The organism is Lysobacter sp. TAF61 (assembly GCF_052113485.1).
Classification (GTDB): domain Bacteria; phylum Pseudomonadota; class Gammaproteobacteria; order Xanthomonadales; family Xanthomonadaceae; genus Lysobacter_J.
Map to the genome: position 1 here is coordinate 331,043 of NZ_JBFRDH010000004.1, position 16,079 is coordinate 347,121.

Sequence of the window (16,079 nt, forward strand, 5' to 3'; positions counted from 1 at the left end):
TTCGTTGACGCCGGGCCGGTAGTGGCCGGCGTCGCGCAGCCGGTCTGGCTGCGCGGGCCTTATGGCGCCATGCCCCGCGGGGCTACTTCGTGGCGCCGCCAGCGACGGCCTTGGCCGGAGCAGGCGGGAAGTAGAAGTCGATCTCGTCGCGCACGGCCAGCATGGCCGGGTCGTGCGGCAACTTGGCGGCCACTTCCACGGCTGTCGTCTTCAGCCATTCCAGGCCGGCCTTGCCGAGCCCGTCATCGCCCTGGGTGCCCATGGTCCACAGGTTCTGCGCGCGCGTGGCGGTGCGCTCGAAGCTGTAGGTGGTGACCGTCTTGCCGTTGAGCAGGACCTCGTAACGGATGACCAGCCGGTCGTTGGTGACGACCGGGATGATGCCCAGCGTGCTGCCCGACAGGACCGCACTGAGCAGGCCTGCGGCGGTGCCGCCGGCGGTCGGACGCACGGTGTGGGTCACGATCAGCGACAAGGGGCTGCCGGCCAGTTCCTTGTCGAGCGCCGACAGCGCCGGGTCGGCCTTGAGGACGGTGAACACCTCGTCGCCGGCAAGCGAGCTGAGGAACTTCATCGGCGGCAGCGTCGCCACCTTCTGTACGGGCACAACGGCCACCGCTACCGGCGCGGGTATCGAGGGTACCGCCGAAGGTTCGGCGGCCAGCACCTGCAACGGCAGCATCAGGGCGAGGGCGAGCACCGTTTCCCGGATCATGCCTTCCCGGACCACGCTCTCTCGGATCACGCTCTCTCGGATCACGCTATTTCGGATCATGGCGCGCCTCACTGGTAGCAGTTCAACTGGACGGTGTTGCCGAGCGCGGCCTTGTTGGCCACCTGCATGCTGCCTGCGCCGGGCGCCCGCATCGATTCGAACGGCACCTTCTCGCGGCGCAGGAACATCGCCACGTAGCGCGCGTCGAGGGCGAAGTTGACGTTCTGCGGAATCTGCCCGGTCTGGGCGAGCGACGCGGCGTTGAGCGTGCTCACGGCCATGCCGAGCAGTTCGCCGTTGTCGGACACGATCGGGCCGCCGCTGTTGCCGGGCTGGATCGGCGCCGAGAACTGGAACATGCCCAGGGAACCGCGCAGGCCCTTGCTGGCGCTGATGTTGCCGCGGGTCACGTTGGGCGAATCGCCGAGCAGTCCCTGAAGCGGATAACCGACGCTGGTGACCGATTCGCCGAGGATGATCTCGTTGCCTTCGCGCAGGGCGATGGCGCCGGCATGGGGCTTGCCCGAGTCGAGCACGGCGACATCGAGCAGGTCGCTGTAGGCCTTGGCCTTGACCGGGAACGTCTCGCCGTCCTGGTGCGCCTCGATCACCACGCAGTCGCGCGACACGTGGGCGGCGGTCAGCAGCTGGCCGCTGCCGTTGACGAAGAAGGCAGTGCCGGTGCGGACCGGTTTTTCGCGATCGACCAGCGGCGCCAGGTCGATCGCGGCGACCGAACCGGTGGCCGGCATGCGCGTCGGGTCGGGCTTGGCCCGGTACTGGATGTCGCTCATGATCTGCTGGATCGCCACCACCGAAGCACCGCTGGCGGTGGCATTGAGGTTGCCGCGCAGCGGCACGAGTTCGTCGCTGGTGCCGCTGATCAGTTTCTTGCCGTCGACGGCATAGACGTCGTACTTCACCGTCAGGCGGATCTTGCCCGCTTCACGCTTCCATTCCGGATCCATGTCGACGAGCAGTGCGTAGTGCGAATCCGCGGTCGACGGGACCACATGCAGGTTGGGGAAGTAACGCTGGCCCACCTCCGTCAGCGCATCGGAGAACGCCTTGCCGGGCTCGACCCACATGTTCGAGGCCGCCACGTACGATCTGGCGCTCAAGGCGGCAGGTGGCACGTAGACGGCGATTTCCGTGGCGTTTGCCACCACCGGGGCCGAGCGGGGCGTGGCCGAACCGGCCGGCGGCGCCGCAATGACGGATGCAACGAGCACCAGCACGGGGATCACCCGCGCAGGTGTGGACACGACAGCTCGCATTTGGACAGCCTCCCCAGACTGTTGCGCGGCAGCGGCATGCTGCGCCGTTGCGCGACGTGATCGCTTGGATTTGTTGCACTGGTCGAAGTGCTCTGGCCGGCCTGTCTGCGGCACCCCTGCCTTGGACAGCCCGGTGGCGCGAGTCTAGCCGATCGCTGTGGGCGCTGGACAAGCCGACGCCAGGCAGGCGGTGCCGGAAGGCCGGCGCCAGGACCGGGGTACGGACGGCTGTTGAAGCCGGAGCCGTCGGCTCAGTCGAGGCCGTACTCGCGCAGCTTCTTGCGCAGCGTGGCGCGATGGATGCCGAGCATCGATGCGGCGCGGCTCTGGTTGCCGTCGCAATGCTGCAGGACTTCGATGAAGAGCGGGATCTCGAGTTCGCGCAGGGCGATCTCGTAGAGGTTCTCGGTCTCGCTGCCGTCCAGGTCGCCGAGGAAGCGGCGGATCGACGTGGCGACATGATCGCGCAACGGTACGCGCGGTGCGCTACGTGCGGAGTCGTTGCGGTCGGCGGCTGCGTTCAACTTGATCCCCAAGTGCTTCGTGCTGTTCGTGTTCGATGTTCGGTGTTGCGGGCGTCGCCGGTGTTGCGGGCGCTGCCGTCGGTCCGGGCAAGGGACGACGGGCAGGGGACGACGGGAAGCGGAGTCTAGCGCGGCCCCGTCGCAGGCGACAATGTGATGGACGGTGTCATCGGAAGTCGAAGGTGAACGCAACGATTCGCGGCGCCGGTTCGATGACCTCGAGCGTCACGGTCGTACTTTGTCCGGGCAGCAGCACGTCGCTGGCCTCCTGGCCGGGACGGTACTCGTCAGGGGTGAACGCGCGCTGTCCGGCCAGGCGGCCGTCGACATCGGACAAACCCAGTAAAAGGGTCGGCCACGGCTGCGGCCAGTGCGCGTCGTTGCGGAAGCTGGCCTCGACCGACAGCACGCCGGCACTGCCCGGTTTGGCCCGCACGTTGCGCTGGATCATGGTGAAGGCGGCCGGTTCGCGCCAGGGCGGCAGGTCACAGCCGGCAACGCGGCACAGCGCGGAAACGTACGGTCGCCAGCGCGCGTCGGCGGCAAGTTCGTGGCGCTGCGCCAGCATCAGTTGCAAGGCGAGCATCACGACCAGTCCGGCCATTGCCGCATACCAGCGCCAATGCAGGCGGGTGGACGCGTAGGCGGCATGGCGGCTGGCAAAACTCGGCGCGTCCTGGCGGCGCGGTCGCGTGCCACGGCGCGAGCGCCGCGGCGAAACGGGGCGGACGGCCGCGGCCTCGATGGCCTGTTCGAATGTCGGCGTTGCGTGCTGGTCGTGCACCGCCGCGACGTCAGTCGCTGTGTGTTCCTGCGCCGGCGCGTCGGACGGTTCAATAGCGGTGCCGTCGACTGCAGCGTCGTCGATTGCCGCGCTGTCGACTGCGTCCACCGCGACATCGTGCGGCGCCTGCACCAGGCCATCGCATCGCGGGCACCGCTGCGATGCGCGATCGCGTGCGGCGATCAGCGCAACCAGGAATCCGCAATGAGGGCACGGTACGAACATGGCGTGGGTCGAATCGAAACCAGGAAAGACGACGTGGAGTGGCGAAGTGCAACGAGCAGGGGGACGGATCGCTGGAGCAGGCGGCTGCCGGCCCCGAGCCGGGCACGTGCAGTGCCCGCGAAGGCTGCAGGCGCTGCCGCTCCACGGTAATGCGTTCCGGTCGATCCCCGGTCGTATTCAATCACGTCGACGCGGTCAGCGGCGACGCACGCCTGTGACGCGCATCCAGTCTTCGAGCCGGTCCGCCTGCAGCGACTCGAACTCGGCGGAATAGCGCGCCATGACCTCGTCCTCCTGGCCGGCGAGGATGCCGGACATGGCGATGCGGCCGCCGGGCGCGACCCGCGCCGCCAGGGTATCGGCCAGCGCGACCAGGGCCGAGGCCAGGATGTTGGCGACCACGACCGGATAGGTCGCGACCGGCTCCTGGTCGGGCATGAAGGCATGCAGGCGCTCGCCCACGCCGTTGCGTTCGGCGTTGTCGGCTGTGGCCAGCAGGGCCTGGGGATCGTTGTCGACCCCGATGGCCTCGGCCGCCCCGAGCTTGAGCGCGGCCAGGGCGAGGATGCCCGAGCCGCAACCGAAATCCAGGAGACGGTTGCCGGCCAGGGCGCCTTCGCCGGCGAGCCGGTCGAGCCATTGCAGGCACAGGGCCGTGGTCGGGTGCGTGCCCGAACCGAACGCCAGGCCCGGATCCAGTCGCACCACCGCCGCATCGTTGGCGTCGGCGCCGGCGGGCAGGTCGTGGTTCCAGGGGACGATCCAGGTCCGTGCGCCGAAGTGCAGCGGCTCGTACTGGTCCATCCAGGCCCGTTCCCAGTCCTGGTCGGCCACATCGCGGAACGTCGCACGCGACCAGTCCAGGCCCTCGTCGGCGGCGCTGAGTGCATACAGCAGCAGCTCCTGGGGCGTGCCGCCCTCGAACAGCGCCGTCAGCGTCAGCTCGTGCCACAGCGGTGTCTCGCCGACGCCGGGCTCGAAGATCGCCTGTTCGTCGGGGGCGTCGGCATGGGCGTCGGCCAGGGTGACGGCCAGCGCGCCGACGTTTTCCAGGGCGCGTTCGTAGCGGGGCTGCTGGACTTCGGAACAGGGAAGGGTGAGTTCGAGGTACGGCATGGTGGCGGGCGCGATGGCGGCGCGAGGGAGGGGGGCGGCCATGTTGCCCCCGGCACGTGGGAATCGCCAGCCCGTTCAGTCGGACCGCACCGTATGGGGTGGCCTGTTGCCAGTAGAATGGCCGCCTTGATCGCAGGGGCCGCCGCACCACGCCGCACATACGGATGTCAGACACGTTGCAAACCGGGTTCAGGGCTCGACCCCCCATGGCTATGGGCACGCGCATGCGTGTATCGGCCGTGGTGGTTGCGCTTGCGATCCTGGCGGTTGCCGGCGTGGCCTGGGTCCGCAGCCACCGCACCGTCGGCGTCGACAGCGGGCTGGTGACGCTGGACGCGGTCGATGCGGCCCTGGTCGAGCGTTCCAACGGCGGCGACGTACCGCCGTCGCAGGCGATCACCGTGGCGCGCGTTGCCGCACACGTCCCGCAGATCCGCGTCGAGTTCGAGCGCAGCGACGATCTGTTCGCCTACATGCAGTCGCTGGAACCGGCCGTGCGCAGCGGCGATGCCGATGCGATGTGGATGGTGAGCCGCGTCTACGACTACTGCTCCGGCTATTCCATGGCGCCGACCGCGTACGCGCGCGACACCCAGGTGATCCGCGACATGGCCATGCGTGGCTCGCCGGCGATGGCGTCCGCGCGTGAGCGGGTCAGCCGCCGTTGCGCCCGCTTCGTGCCGCAGGACGATCTGTCGCCGCGCATGATCGTGGTCAAGCGCACTGAAGCGGCGCAGGCGGGCAGCATCGCCGCCGAGGCCTCGCTGATGGCGTCGGGCAAGCCGGTCAAGGAAGGCGAGGCGTATGCACGCGACCTCGTCCAGCGTGTGCAGGAATCGAAGGATCCCGACGCCTATTCGGCGCTTTCGCCGGGCATGGGGATTGCAGCCAGCGGACGCGTCGCGCTGTCCGACCAGGTCGCCGGCACCCAGTTCTCCGAACTGGCGTGGCAACTGGCGGCGTGCCGGATGGGTCTGGATTGCGGGCCGCAGAGTTCGCTGATGACCTCCTACTGCGCCAACGGCGGGATCTGCTCGACCGATCCCTCGCAGGATTTCCAGAGTTTCGTTTACGACGCCGCGATTCCGCGCCAGGGCGTCGATGTGGTCAATGCAATGGTCGACTCGCTGATGGGCGAGAAGAGGGCAAAAGAATGAAGAAGCTTCAATTCAGCGACAAGGCGCGCCGCTATTTCTGGGTGCTGCTGTTCGCCACGTATTCGGTTTCGGCAGCAGGCGTGGTGATCGATGTGCTCGGCGACGAGTACCGTCATCTGTCGCAGGTCTCCGTCACGACGGTCAAATCTTCCGAAGCGGTGCGCATGTCCGGCGCGGCCCAGGTCGCGGCGGTTTACCGGGCCAGCAGTGGCGCGCCGTTTTCGACCCTGCCGCCGGGGAGCACCTTCAAGGTGCTCTGGCCAGACGGCTCGAGCGAGTACGTGATGATCATCAGTCCGGCCTCGGCCGACGGCGTCAGTTCGATCCCCGGCAGTGCACAGCCGGCGAAGGCGGAACCGGGCGACGTCGAGGCGACTGCAGACGCGTCGCAGGTCGTGGGCGCGCGCTGACAGCTCACACTGCGGACAAAAGAACGGCGCCTTTCGGCGCCGTCTTCATGTCAGCCAGCTTCATGTCAGCCAGCTTCATGTCACCTGGTACGACGTCGATCAGACGATCGACAGCGCCTTTTCCTTCTGTTCCTTCAGGCGCTTTTCCAGGTAGTGGATGTTCATTCCACCCTGCTGGAAACCGGCATCGGACATGATTCGCTGCTGCAGCGGCACGTTGGTCTTGATGCCGTCGACGACCATCTCGCTCAGCGCCACGCGCATGCGCGCGATCGCGGTCTCGCGGTCGGGGCCGTGCACGATCAGCTTGCCGATCATCGAGTCGTAGTTCGGCGGCACGCGATAGCCCTCGTAGATGTGGCTGTCGACGCGCACGCCCGGGCCGCCCGGGGCATGGAAGTGCTGGATCAGGCCCGGGAACGGCATGAACGTCTCCGGATCCTCGGCGTTGATGCGGCATTCGATCGCATGGCCTTCCAGCACCACGTCGCTCTGCTTGATCGACAGCTTGTGGCCAGCGGCGATGTTGAGCTGCTCGCGCACCAGGTCGATGCCGGTGACCATCTCGGTGACCGGATGCTCGACCTGGATGCGGGTGTTCATCTCGATGAAGTAGAAGCGGCCGTTCTCGTACAGGAACTCGAACGTGCCGGCGCCGCGGTAGCCGATGCGCAGGCAGGCCTCGACGCAGACCTTGCCGATCTCCGCGCGCTGCTCGGGCGTGATGCCCGGCGCCGGCGCTTCCTCGACCACCTTCTGGTGGCGGCGCTGCATCGAGCAGTCGCGTTCGCCCAGATGGATCGCCTGGCCCTGGCCGTCGGCGAGCACCTGGATCTCCACGTGGCGCGGATTCTCCAGGAACTTCTCCATGTAGACCATGTCGTTGCCGAACGCGGCCTTGGCCTCGGACTTCGTGGTCTGGATGGCAACCGTGAGGTGCGCTTCGGTGTGGACCACGCGCATGCCGCGGCCGCCGCCGCCACCGGCGGCCTTGACGATGATCGGGTAGCCGATCTCGCGCGCGATCTTGACGTTGGTCGCCGGGTCGTCGCCGAGCGGGCCACCGCTGCCGGGCACGCACGGCACGCCAGCGGCCTTCATCGCGCGGATCGCCTCGACCTTGTCGCCCATCAGGCGGATCGTGTCGGCCTTGGGCCCGATGAAGATGAAGCCCGACTGCTCCACGCGCTCGGCGAAGTCGGCGTTCTCCGACAGGAAGCCGTAGCCCGGGTGGATTGCCTGGGCGTCGGTCACCTCGGCAGCGGCAATGATCTGCGCCATGTTGAGGTAGCTGTCGGTCGACGGTGCCGGGCCGATGCAGACCGACTCGTCGGCCATGGCGACGTGCTTGAGGTTGCGGTCGACGGTGGAATGCACCGCGACCGTACGGATGCCCAGCGCGTGGCACGCGCGCAGGATGCGCAGCGCGATCTCACCGCGGTTGGCGATTACGACTTTATCGAGCATGGGCTGATCTCACCCGATGACGAACAGCGGCTGGTCGAACTCGATCGGCTGGCCGTTCTCGACCATCACCTTGAGCACGGTGCCGGCGACGTCGGCCTCGATCGGGTTGAACATCTTCATTGCTTCAATGATGCCGAGCGTGTCGCCGGCCTTGACCGCCTGGCCGACGCTGACGAATGCCGGCTTGTCCGGCGACGGCGAGCCGTAGAAGGTGCCGACCATCGGTGCGCGCACGATGTGGCCTTCGGGCAGGTCGGCGTGCGGCTTGGCGTGGCCGCCGGTGGCGGCCTCGGTCGGGCCCTGCATCGGCATCACCGGGGCGTGCGCGACCGGTGCGGCGTGCATGACTGGTGCGGCCGCGGCGACGCCACGCGGTGTGCGGGCGAGGCGGACGGACTCTTCGCCTTCCTTGATCTCGATCTCGGCGAGGTTGGACTCCTCGAGCAGGTCGATGAGTTTCTTGATTTTGCGCAGGTCCATGGTGGGCCTCAGGTAGTCAGGTGATGTTTCGTCCGGACAGGACGGTCGAACGTAAAGGGCTGTCGGGGCTGGCCGCGGCGCGGCTCAGCCCAGGCGCTTGAGTGCGGCGTCGAGGGCGTAGCGGTAACTGTCGGCTCCGAAGCCGCAGACCACGCCGACCGCGAGGTCGCTGAAGTAGCTGGTGTGGCGGAACGGTTCGCGCCGGTGTGGGTTGGACAGGTGCACTTCGAAGAAAGGGATGGCGACCGCCGCCAGCGCGTCGCGGATGGCCACGCTGGTGTGGGTGAAGGCGGCCGGGTTGATCAGGACCAGGGCCGTGCCGTCATCACGGGCGGCCTGGATGCGATCGACCAGCACGTGCTCGGCGTTGGCCTGCAGGCTTTCGAAGGCGTGCCCGGCGGCCTCGGTGCGCTGGCGCAGGTCGCTGTCGATGTCGGCCAGGGTGGCATGGCCGTACACCTCCGGCTCGCGGCTGCCGAGCAGATTGAGGTTGGGGCCGTGCAGAACCAACAGCTTCGCCATGGCGGACCGTGACGCTCCTGACTAACAACTCTAAAGGCCGGCAGTGTGCGCGAAGCCGGGCGGGGAGTCCAGACGTTCGCTACCGTATCGGCGGAGTTCTCAGGATTTAAGCAGTTGTTTGAGTGGACGCTCTAATCTGCGACCCAGTCGTCGATTTCGCCGTGCGTAAACGGCCCGATCTTCTGCTTGAGCAGGCGCCCATCGGCGGAAATCAGCACCGTATAGGGCAAAACGCCCTTGGGATTGCCCAGTTGCACGCCGGCATCGCGCGGGCCGGCGTGGTCGAGGGCGATCGGGTAGCCGACCGGGATCCGCTGCAGGAAGGCCTGGACCGAGGCGGCATCATCCAGGGCGATGCCGACCACTTGCGTGCCGTTGGCGCCCTGGCTGGCGGCGAAGCGGTCCAGCTCCGGCATCTCCTCGATGCACGGCCCACACCAGCTCGCCCACAGGTTGATCAGGATCGGCCGGCCGGCATAGTCGGCCGGAAGGCGGAGCGGGCGGCCGTCGAGCCCGGTCAGCTGCAACGCGGGGATGGCCTCGCCACGACGGGCGACCGCCAGGCCGGCCGGTGGCGGCGGCGCGGTCGCTTCCATGGCCGTCTGCAGCGCGCGCTGGCCGACCTCGCTGCGCAACAGCGGTCCCGGGCCGTTCGACCACAGCCCGGCGATGACGCCCAGGCCGCCGGCGGCGACCGCGACGAGCAGGATCCTGGTGGTGGCGCTCAATGCCATGAGAGTCGGGCCATCAGAGGCGGGCCATCACAGGCAGGCCATCACAGGCAGGCCATCAGCGGCTGGCCTTGCCGATTCGCTCGACGAACGGCCCGGCCTTCTCGAAGCCGAAAAGCCGCAGGTTGCGGCGTTCGGCGCCGTCGACGTAATAGAGCGTCGCCGGCGGGCCGACGATCCCCAGCTGCTTCATCAGCGCCTGGTCGACATCGTCATTGGCGGTGACGTCGGCCTTGAGCAGGACGAAGCCCGAGAGCGCCGACTGCACCGAGGCATCGGGGAAGGTGTACTTCTCCATTTCCTTGCACGACACGCACCAGTCGGCATAGAAGTCGAGCATCACTGGCTTGCCCGCGGCCTTGGCCGCAGCGACTTCGCGGTCGAGATCGGCCAGCGACTTGATCGTGCGGAACGGCAGTTCGGCCGCATGGGCTTCGCCGCCGCCGCGCAGGCCGGCGAGTGGCTGCAGCGGATCGCTGGAGCCGGCCATCGCACCGAGCAGCTGACCCGCGCCGACCACACCCAGCAGCAATGCAGCCGTCGATCCGAGCACGCGAATTGCAAAACCCTGCGTCGCCTTGAGCGCCACGGAGATGGTCGCCGCGGCCGCCAGCAGCAACACGCCCCACAGCGCCAGCGTCGCCGCGCCCGGCAGCACGCGCGACAGCATCCACACCGCCAGGCCAAGGAAGATGAAACCGAACACGCGCTGCACCGCGACCATCCACGGGCCGCTGGTGGGCAGGCCCTTGCCGGCGGCAACGCCGAAGGCGAGCAGCGGCACGCCCATGCCCATCGCCAGCAGGAACAGCGCGGCGCCGCCGAATAACGGATCCTGGGTCTGGCCGATGTAGAGCACGCCGGCCGCCAGCGGCGGTGCCACGCATGGCCCGACGATCAGGGCCGACAGCGCGCCCATCACGGCAACACCGGCCCATGAGCCACCGCGTTGCTGGTCGCTCATCGAGCCGAGCCGGTTGCGAAGTCCGGCCGGCAACTGCAGTTCGTACAGGCCGAAGCTGGACAACGACAGCACCACGAACAGCAGCGCGAATGCGCCGATCACCCACGGATTCTGGAACGCGATCTGCAGGTTGGCGCCGACCAGGCCGGCGACCACGCCGGCGACGGTGAACACCAGCGCGCTGGACAGCACGTAGACGAACGACAACGCGAATGCGCGGCGCGCGCCCAGGCCCGGGCCATGGCCGGCGATCAGGCCCGACAGGATCGGGATCATCGGCAGCACGCAGGGCGTGAACGAAAGCAGCAGGCCAAAGCCGAAGAAGCTCGCCAGTGCCCACCAGCGGTTCGGCCCGGCGAGCGAGGCCGCAAGGCGGCTGTCCTCGGCCAGGTCAGAAGCGGGCGCGACAGCAGCGCCGCCGCTTTGCTCGCTCCCCTTCAAGGGGAGGGCCGGGGAGGCGATGGGCTGTCGGTCAGCCGCCGCCGCAACCGCCCCCACCGCAACCACCCCCGCCGGCAACGCAACCTCCACCGTCCGCGTCATCGGCGGATAGCAGATGCCGTCGGTCTGGCATCCCTGGAAGCCGGCCGTGAGCCGCACCGTCGCCGCATCGGCCTTGCTGCGCGTCAGTGCGATCGGCAACTCGACCTGGTCGAAATAGACAATGACGTTGCCGAAGTGTTCGTCGCGATGAGCCACGCCCTGCGGCCAGTGCGGGCTCCCCAGCGCGATGCCGGCCTTGCCCGCGGCCTCGTCGAGACGCAGCGTGGTCTTGTCGCGATACAGGTAATAGCCCCGCGCCGGAGTGAAGCGCAGCAGCAGGGTGTTGCCGTCGCCGGCGATCGCCTCGAAACCGAATGCCTGTTCCGGCGGCAGCGGCAGCGCATCGGCAGCGCCGCTGCCAGCCACCATGCCACCGCCAAGCGCGGCGCCACCGCGCGCCGGACCGAAGGCGACGACGGGTTCGCCGGAAGCGGCGGCGTTGGCCGTTGGCAGTGTCACGGTCAGGTTGCGCGTCTGCGGCGGATAGCAGATGCCGACGTCCGCGCAGCCCTGGTAGCGGATCTTCAGCGTGACCTGGCCAGGTCTGGCGCCGCCCGTGCCCGCGGTGCCTGGGAGCACCGCCGTGAGCGCCTGCCGGTAGGTCTCCACGCGCCCGAAGAACTCGTCCTGATGGGCTTTGCCAGGCGGCAGCTGCAACGGCTGCGCGGCAAAGGCCGGGTCGGCCTGCACGGCGATGCGGTGCTTGTAGAGGTAGTAACCGTCGGCGATATGCCAGCGGATCTCGATGCGGTCGGCGCTGGGCGCTTCGGCGCGCAGCGCGAAGGCCTCGTCGACCGGCAGCAGGTCGTCGGGGTTGATCGCGGCAAATGCCGGCGCCGTCGTCAGCCCGGAGGCGACCAGGAAGGTCTTCAGCAGCGCGGCGCGCAGTCGTGGTCGCAGTCGAATCGATTCAGTCATGTTCACGGGTCTGTTCGGCCACCCACTGCAGGTAGGGGGCAAGGCCGCCAACGGCTTCGACCGCGACCGCCTCGGGCAGTTCATAGGAATGCAGGGCCTGCAGCCTGGCGATCAGCGCGTCCTGGCGGTCGGCAGTGGTCTTGATCACCAGCAGCACTTCATGCGCCTGCTCGATCGCGTCGTTCCAGCGGTAGGTCGAGGCCACCCCGGGGAGCACGTTGACGCAGGCGGCCAGGCGCTCGCCGACCAGGGCCCTGGCAATGGCGTCGGCGCTTTGCGGGTCGGCGCAGGTGCTGAGAACCAGCCGTACGGGCGATGCGGGGGGCGGGGTCATGAGGGGCGCAAGTGTAGCTGCCGCCTCCGGGGTGGGCGAATGACCCGGTGCAACGGCCTGTGTTGCCCAATGCGCCGGTGGATGCCGTAGGCTGCCGGCGCCGGCACCCGTCCGGCCGCGCCGGAGGAGGTTCGATGTCCCATCGCCACTGCCCACGCCCGCTGCCGACCGTCCCGGTCGCGTTGTTGTTCGCGCTCGCCTGTGCCGCCCCGGTCATGGCTGCAGCCCAGCCGGCCTACGGCATCCGCGTGCATGCGGCCTGCCAGCTGGCCGATGCCGCGGCGCCGCGGGTGCTGGCCGACCTCAGCTGCGAAAACGCGATGACTTGCTGGAGCGAGCCGGAGACGATGAGCCTGCTGGACGCAGCCAGCGCCGAAGGCGTCGCCTCGGCGCCGGGCCAGCTGCTGTACGTCGATGCCAGCGGCAACCCGCTGGCCGAGCCGCCCATGCAGGGGACCATCCGCGCGGTCTGGGCAGCCACGATCAGTGCGCCGCCGGTGCCCAGGCGCCTGCAACTGGCGATCGACGGCGCCGCCGCAACCGCCCCGTTCGAACCGGCCGGCGACTGCTCGGCGCTGCCGCCGGCTGTGGTGAAACGGCTCGGCGGCGGCTGAGCCGCTACGGCGCCGGTGCCCGCCCGCGGCCGCGCCCGGTTCGCAACTGCGCCAGTTGTTCGACCACCTCCACCAGTGGCGCCTTCGAGCGGGTCGGCGCTTCGCGGAAGGCCGCCAGCAACCGCAGCTCGAGCGGATCATCGACCAGCAGCGCGTCGGCAGCGGCGACCGAATCCAGGGCGGTATCTGCCGACAGCCCCATGGTTCCGCGCCCGGTGGCCAGCCACTCGAACTGCACGCCGGTGACCAGCGCGATCTCGCGGAGGTGGGCCACGCTCGGGTACTTGCCCCGCGCCGCCTCCCAGTGCCCCACCGCGCTGCGCTGCACGCCCACGGCGGCCCCCAGGGCGGCCTGCGAAAGCCCGCAATGACGGCGGGCGAGTCGAATGCGCTGTTGCGGAGTCATGTCGGGTTGCTACCGTTACTCACGTAGTGAACAAAATTCACCCATTGCTGTGTCCAATGGGTAGCGCAGTGCGTCAATACCTGCAACGGAGACCAACGATTTCAAGCTTTTCCGGAACGTCACGCTACCAGAATTCAACACACCGACGCTGGCCGAACTGTGCCGAAGCGCAGAGTATTGAGCCCTGCCGACAAGGGCGTTGGTAGTGACAAGGCGTCGGTTCGGGGCCGTGCGCAGGACGCGACGAGCACAGGACAGCCACCTCCGTACCAGAAAGAGCGCGTCCCTTCGGGGCCGCGCTCTTTCCTTTTGTGGCCAGGTCCCACCCCAGGCTCGGGCCTCAAACGCATGAGCCCCTTGAAAGCCCTCCGCGCGGACCCAATCTCCCCCGCTGTCCCGGTTCGCCGGGTTTCTTCGTCCCTGACATTGGCACTCATCAGGGTCGACTGCTAAAATTCGATCACTTTTCCCGTTCGTTCAACAACTTACGTACATCCCTCGGAGATTTGTCGCGATGAATATCAAGCCGCTCTACGACCGCGTGGTCATCAAGCGCATGGAAGAAGAAAAGATGTCCGCTGGCGGCATCGTGATTCCGGACTCGGCTACCGAGAAGCCGATCAAGGGTGAAGTCGTCGCCGTCGGCGGCGGCAAGGTCCTCGACAACGGCACCGTCCGCCCGACCTCGGTCAAGGTTGGCGACAAGGTCCTGTTCGGCAAGTACAGCGGCACCGAAGTGAAGCTCGACGGCACCGAATACCTGGTGGTCAAGGAAGACGACATCTTCGCGGTGCTCGCCTGAGAGCCACTGCGGCAATCGGGAATCGGGAAACGGGAACGTAGCGCATCGCGCACTTCCCCCTCCCGCCCCATTCCCGCCGCGAACCTTTCGTTCCCAATTCCCAATTCCCAATTCCCGCTTTTGAGGTAATAGAAAATGGCTGCCAAGGAAATTCGTTTCGGTGAGGACGCGCGCGTCAAGATGCTGCGCGGCGTCAATGTGCTCGCCAATGCCGTCAAGGCCACGCTCGGCCCGAAGGGTCGCAACGTCGTGCTCGAGAAGAGCTTCGGCGCCCCGACCATCACCAAGGACGGCGTCTCCGTCGCCAAGGAAATCGAGCTTGCCGACAAGTTCGAGAACATGGGCGCGCAGATGGTGAAGGAAGTCGCTTCCAAGACCTCCGACAACGCCGGTGACGGCACCACCACCGCCACCGTCCTCGCCCAGGCGCTGATCCGCGAAGGCATGAAGGCCGTCGCTGCCGGCATGAACCCGATGGACCTCAAGCGCGGTATCGACAAGGCCGTCGTCGCTGCTGTCGACGAGCTCAAGAAGATCTCCAAGCCGTCCTCGACCAGCAAGGAAATCGCCCAGGTCGGTACGATCTCGGCCAACTCCGACGCCAACATCGGCGACCTGATCGCCCAGGCGATGGACAAGGTCGGCAAGGAAGGCGTGATCACCGTTGAAGACGGTTCGGGCCTGGAGAACGAGCTCGACGTCGTCGAGGGCATGCAGTTCGACCGCGGCTACCTGTCGCCGTACTTCATCAACAACCAGCAGTCGATGCAGGCCGAACTGGATGATCCGTTCATCCTGCTGTACGACAAGAAGATCTCCAACGTGCGCGACCTGCTGCCCGTCCTCGAGGGCGTGGCCAAGGCCGGCAAGCCGCTGCTGATCGTCGCCGAGGAAGTCGAAGGCGAAGCGCTGGCGACCCTGGTGGTCAACACCATCCGCGGCATCGTCAAGGTCTGCGCCGTCAAGGCGCCGGGCTTCGGCGACCGTCGCAAGGCGATGCTGGAAGACATGGCCGTCCTCACCGGCGGCACCGTGATCTCCGAGGAAGTCGGCCTGCAGCTCGAGAAGGCCACGATCAAGGATCTGGGCCGCGCGAAGAAGGTGCAGGTCTCCAAGGAGAACACCACCATCATCGACGGCGCCGGCGAAGCCGACGGCATCCAGTCGCGCATCAAGCAGATCAAGGCGCAGATCGAGGAGACCTCTTCCGACTACGACCGCGAGAAGCTGCAGGAGCGCGTGGCCAAGCTGGCCGGCGGCGTTGCGGTGATCAAGGTCGGCGCTTCGACCGAGATCGAGATGAAGGAAAAGAAGGCACGCGTCGAAGACGCCCTGCACGCCACGCGTGCTGCCGTTGAAGAGGGCATCGTCCCGGGCGGCGGCGTTGCACTGCTGCGCGCCAAGGCTGCGATCGCCAACCTCAAGGGTGCCAACGAAGACCAGAACCACGGCATCCAGATCGCCCTGCGCGCGATGGAAGCGCCGCTGCGCGAGATCGTCACCAACGCCGGTGAAGAGCCGTCGGTCATCGTCAACAAGGTCGCCGAGGGCAAGGGCAGCTTCGGCTACAACGCCGCCAACGGCGAGTTCGGCGACATGATCGAGCTGGGCATCCTGGACCCGACCAAGGTCACCCGCACCGCGCTGCAGAACGCAGCGTCCATCGCCGGCCTGATGATCACGACCGAAGCAATGGTCGCCGAGCTGCCGAAGAAGGACGAGCCGGCGATGCCGGGCGGCGGCATGGGCGGCATGGGCGGCATGGACTTCTGATCCAGCCTCCAGCGCTGATGTAGCGATACCAAAGCAACACGAAAAGCCCCGCAGCGATGCGGGGCTTTTTTTTGTGCGCGACCGCAATTGCGCGATTCGCTTTTTGGATGGCAATTTCCATGCCATCCAGATGCGCCCATTCACTGGCCGACGCACCACTGCTTGCGCGTTTGACTCCTTGCGCTATCGCTCGAGCCCCGGGCAGGCGTGAAGCCATTGTGAAGACCGGCGCAGTCATGTTGCTGCCCCGGGGCAGGCGCGTTTTCTTGTTGCATCGCCGCGCGCGGAGACTGCCAATTTCAGGCAACAATGGCACC

Annotated in this window: 17 protein-coding genes; 5 read left to right on the forward strand and 12 right to left on the reverse strand. The window is 67.6% G+C overall.

All coding sequences use genetic code 11. The features are described 5' to 3' along the window. Positions 1-82: 82 nt before the first annotated feature. The 5 genes from AB4Y64_RS11630 to prmA form a co-directional block, all read right to left on the reverse strand. Positions 83-775 carry a hypothetical protein gene (locus tag AB4Y64_RS11630; RefSeq protein ID WP_441816606.1) on the reverse strand — a complete coding sequence of 231 codons (693 nt, stop codon included), beginning with the start codon at positions 773-775 and terminating at the stop codon, positions 83-85. 8 nt (positions 776-783) lie between these two features. Beyond that, on the reverse strand, positions 784-1,992 hold the full coding sequence (locus AB4Y64_RS11635) for a S1 family peptidase (protein ID WP_441816607.1): 1,209 nt from the start codon (positions 1,990-1,992) through the stop codon (positions 784-786). A 251-nt stretch (positions 1,993-2,243) separates the two neighbouring features. Further along, entirely contained in the window at positions 2,244-2,516 is a 273-nt protein-coding gene (gene fis, locus AB4Y64_RS11640; RefSeq protein ID WP_441816608.1) for a DNA-binding transcriptional regulator Fis, read from the reverse strand. Between the two features lie 166 nt (positions 2,517-2,682). Then, positions 2,683-3,525 carry a DUF3426 domain-containing protein gene (locus tag AB4Y64_RS11645; RefSeq protein ID WP_441816609.1) on the reverse strand — a complete coding sequence of 281 codons (843 nt, stop codon included), beginning with the start codon at positions 3,523-3,525 and terminating at the stop codon, positions 2,683-2,685. Positions 3,526-3,720: 195 nt separating this feature from the next. Beyond that, entirely contained in the window at positions 3,721-4,641 is a 921-nt protein-coding gene (prmA, locus tag AB4Y64_RS11650; protein ID WP_441816684.1) for a 50S ribosomal protein L11 methyltransferase, read from the reverse strand. 206 nt (positions 4,642-4,847) lie between these two features. Between prmA and AB4Y64_RS11655 the strand changes: the two genes are divergently transcribed. Continuing rightward, positions 4,848-5,798: a hypothetical protein gene (locus AB4Y64_RS11655; RefSeq protein ID WP_441816610.1), complete on the forward strand. Its 951-nt coding sequence runs from the start codon at positions 4,848-4,850 to the stop codon at positions 5,796-5,798. Then, entirely contained in the window at positions 5,795-6,208 is a 414-nt protein-coding gene (locus AB4Y64_RS11660; protein ID WP_441816611.1) for a hypothetical protein, read from the forward strand. Before AB4Y64_RS11655 ends, AB4Y64_RS11660 begins: the two co-directional genes overlap by 4 nt. Before the next feature lie 99 nt (positions 6,209-6,307). Here AB4Y64_RS11660 and accC read toward each other — a convergent pair whose 3' ends face one another. From accC to cutA, 6 genes are all read right to left on the reverse strand, one after another. After that, complete coding sequence (gene accC / locus AB4Y64_RS11665) at positions 6,308-7,675, reverse strand: acetyl-CoA carboxylase biotin carboxylase subunit (protein ID WP_441816612.1); 1,368 nt, start codon at positions 7,673-7,675, stop codon at positions 6,308-6,310. Positions 7,676-7,684: 9 nt separating this feature from the next. Further along, a complete protein-coding gene (accB, locus tag AB4Y64_RS11670) occupies positions 7,685-8,155 on the reverse strand; it encodes an acetyl-CoA carboxylase biotin carboxyl carrier protein (protein ID WP_441816613.1) in 471 nt (156 codons plus the stop codon). 84 nt (positions 8,156-8,239) lie between these two features. After that, complete coding sequence (gene aroQ / locus AB4Y64_RS11675; RefSeq protein WP_441816614.1) at positions 8,240-8,677, reverse strand: type II 3-dehydroquinate dehydratase; 438 nt, start codon at positions 8,675-8,677, stop codon at positions 8,240-8,242. Between the two features lie 131 nt (positions 8,678-8,808). After that, the gene (locus tag AB4Y64_RS11680; protein WP_441816615.1) at positions 8,809-9,405 is read right to left on the reverse strand and encodes a TlpA family protein disulfide reductase; all 597 of its coding nucleotides are present in this window, start codon (positions 9,403-9,405) and stop codon (positions 8,809-8,811) included. A gap of 61 nt (positions 9,406-9,466) precedes the next feature. After that, a complete protein-coding gene (gene dsbD / locus AB4Y64_RS11685; RefSeq protein WP_441816616.1) occupies positions 9,467-11,833 on the reverse strand; it encodes a protein-disulfide reductase DsbD in 2,367 nt (788 codons plus the stop codon). Further along, positions 11,826-12,167 (reverse strand): divalent-cation tolerance protein CutA, encoded by a 342-nt coding sequence (cutA, locus tag AB4Y64_RS11690; protein ID WP_441816617.1) that lies wholly within the window; start codon positions 12,165-12,167, stop codon positions 11,826-11,828. The genes dsbD and cutA overlap by 8 nt, the downstream gene beginning before the upstream one ends. A 134-nt stretch (positions 12,168-12,301) precedes the next feature. Here cutA and AB4Y64_RS11695 point away from each other — a divergent pair, with 134 nt between their 5' ends. Further along, the gene (locus AB4Y64_RS11695) at positions 12,302-12,781 is read left to right on the forward strand and encodes a hypothetical protein (RefSeq protein WP_441816618.1); all 480 of its coding nucleotides are present in this window, start codon (positions 12,302-12,304) and stop codon (positions 12,779-12,781) included. 4 nt (positions 12,782-12,785) lie between these two features. On the opposite strand, the gene AB4Y64_RS11700 is transcribed toward AB4Y64_RS11695, so the two are convergent. Further along, positions 12,786-13,187, reverse strand: coding sequence for a helix-turn-helix transcriptional regulator (locus AB4Y64_RS11700; protein ID WP_441816619.1), 402 nt, complete (start codon positions 13,185-13,187; stop codon positions 12,786-12,788). Positions 13,188-13,701: 514 nt separating this feature from the next. On the opposite strand from AB4Y64_RS11700, the gene groES reads away from it, so the two are divergent. Both groES and groL read left to right on the forward strand, forming a co-directional pair. Next, positions 13,702-13,989, forward strand: a complete 288-nt coding sequence (gene groES, locus AB4Y64_RS11705; protein ID WP_441816620.1) for a co-chaperone GroES — start codon at positions 13,702-13,704, stop codon at positions 13,987-13,989. A 135-nt stretch (positions 13,990-14,124) separates the two neighbouring features. Continuing rightward, positions 14,125-15,762: a chaperonin GroEL gene (gene groL / locus AB4Y64_RS11710; protein ID WP_441816621.1), complete on the forward strand. Its 1,638-nt coding sequence runs from the start codon at positions 14,125-14,127 to the stop codon at positions 15,760-15,762. Positions 15,763-16,079 lie beyond the last annotated feature (317 nt).

Coding starts and splice junctions, on each gene's coding strand:
- AB4Y64_RS11660 (WP_441816611.1), top strand. CDS start 5,795: ATGAAGAAGCTTCAATTCAGCGACAAGGCGCGCCGCTATTTCTGGGTG.
- AB4Y64_RS11695 (WP_441816618.1), top strand. CDS start 12,302: ATGTCCCATCGCCACTGCCCACGCCCGCTGCCGACCGTCCCGGTCGCG.
- groES (WP_441816620.1), top strand. CDS start 13,702: ATGAATATCAAGCCGCTCTACGACCGCGTGGTCATCAAGCGCATGGAA.
- accB (WP_441816613.1), bottom strand. CDS start 8,155: ATGGACCTGCGCAAAATCAAGAAACTCATCGACCTGCTCGAGGAGTCC.
- dsbD (WP_441816616.1), bottom strand. CDS start 11,833: ATGACTGAATCGATTCGACTGCGACCACGACTGCGCGCCGCGCTGCTG.
- accC (WP_441816612.1), bottom strand. CDS start 7,675: ATGCTCGATAAAGTCGTAATCGCCAACCGCGGTGAGATCGCGCTGCGC.
- AB4Y64_RS11645 (WP_441816609.1), bottom strand. CDS start 3,525: ATGTTCGTACCGTGCCCTCATTGCGGATTCCTGGTTGCGCTGATCGCC.
- groL (WP_441816621.1), top strand. CDS start 14,125: ATGGCTGCCAAGGAAATTCGTTTCGGTGAGGACGCGCGCGTCAAGATG.
- cutA (WP_441816617.1), bottom strand. CDS start 12,167: ATGACCCCGCCCCCCGCATCGCCCGTACGGCTGGTTCTCAGCACCTGC.
- AB4Y64_RS11700 (WP_441816619.1), bottom strand. CDS start 13,187: ATGACTCCGCAACAGCGCATTCGACTCGCCCGCCGTCATTGCGGGCTT.
- AB4Y64_RS11630 (WP_441816606.1), bottom strand. CDS start 775: ATGATCCGAAATAGCGTGATCCGAGAGAGCGTGATCCGAGAGAGCGTG.
- aroQ (WP_441816614.1), bottom strand. CDS start 8,677: ATGGCGAAGCTGTTGGTTCTGCACGGCCCCAACCTCAATCTGCTCGGC.
- AB4Y64_RS11635 (WP_441816607.1), bottom strand. CDS start 1,992: ATGCGAGCTGTCGTGTCCACACCTGCGCGGGTGATCCCCGTGCTGGTG.
- AB4Y64_RS11655 (WP_441816610.1), top strand. CDS start 4,848: ATGGCTATGGGCACGCGCATGCGTGTATCGGCCGTGGTGGTTGCGCTT.
- prmA (WP_441816684.1), bottom strand. CDS start 4,641: ATGCCGTACCTCGAACTCACCCTTCCCTGTTCCGAAGTCCAGCAGCCC.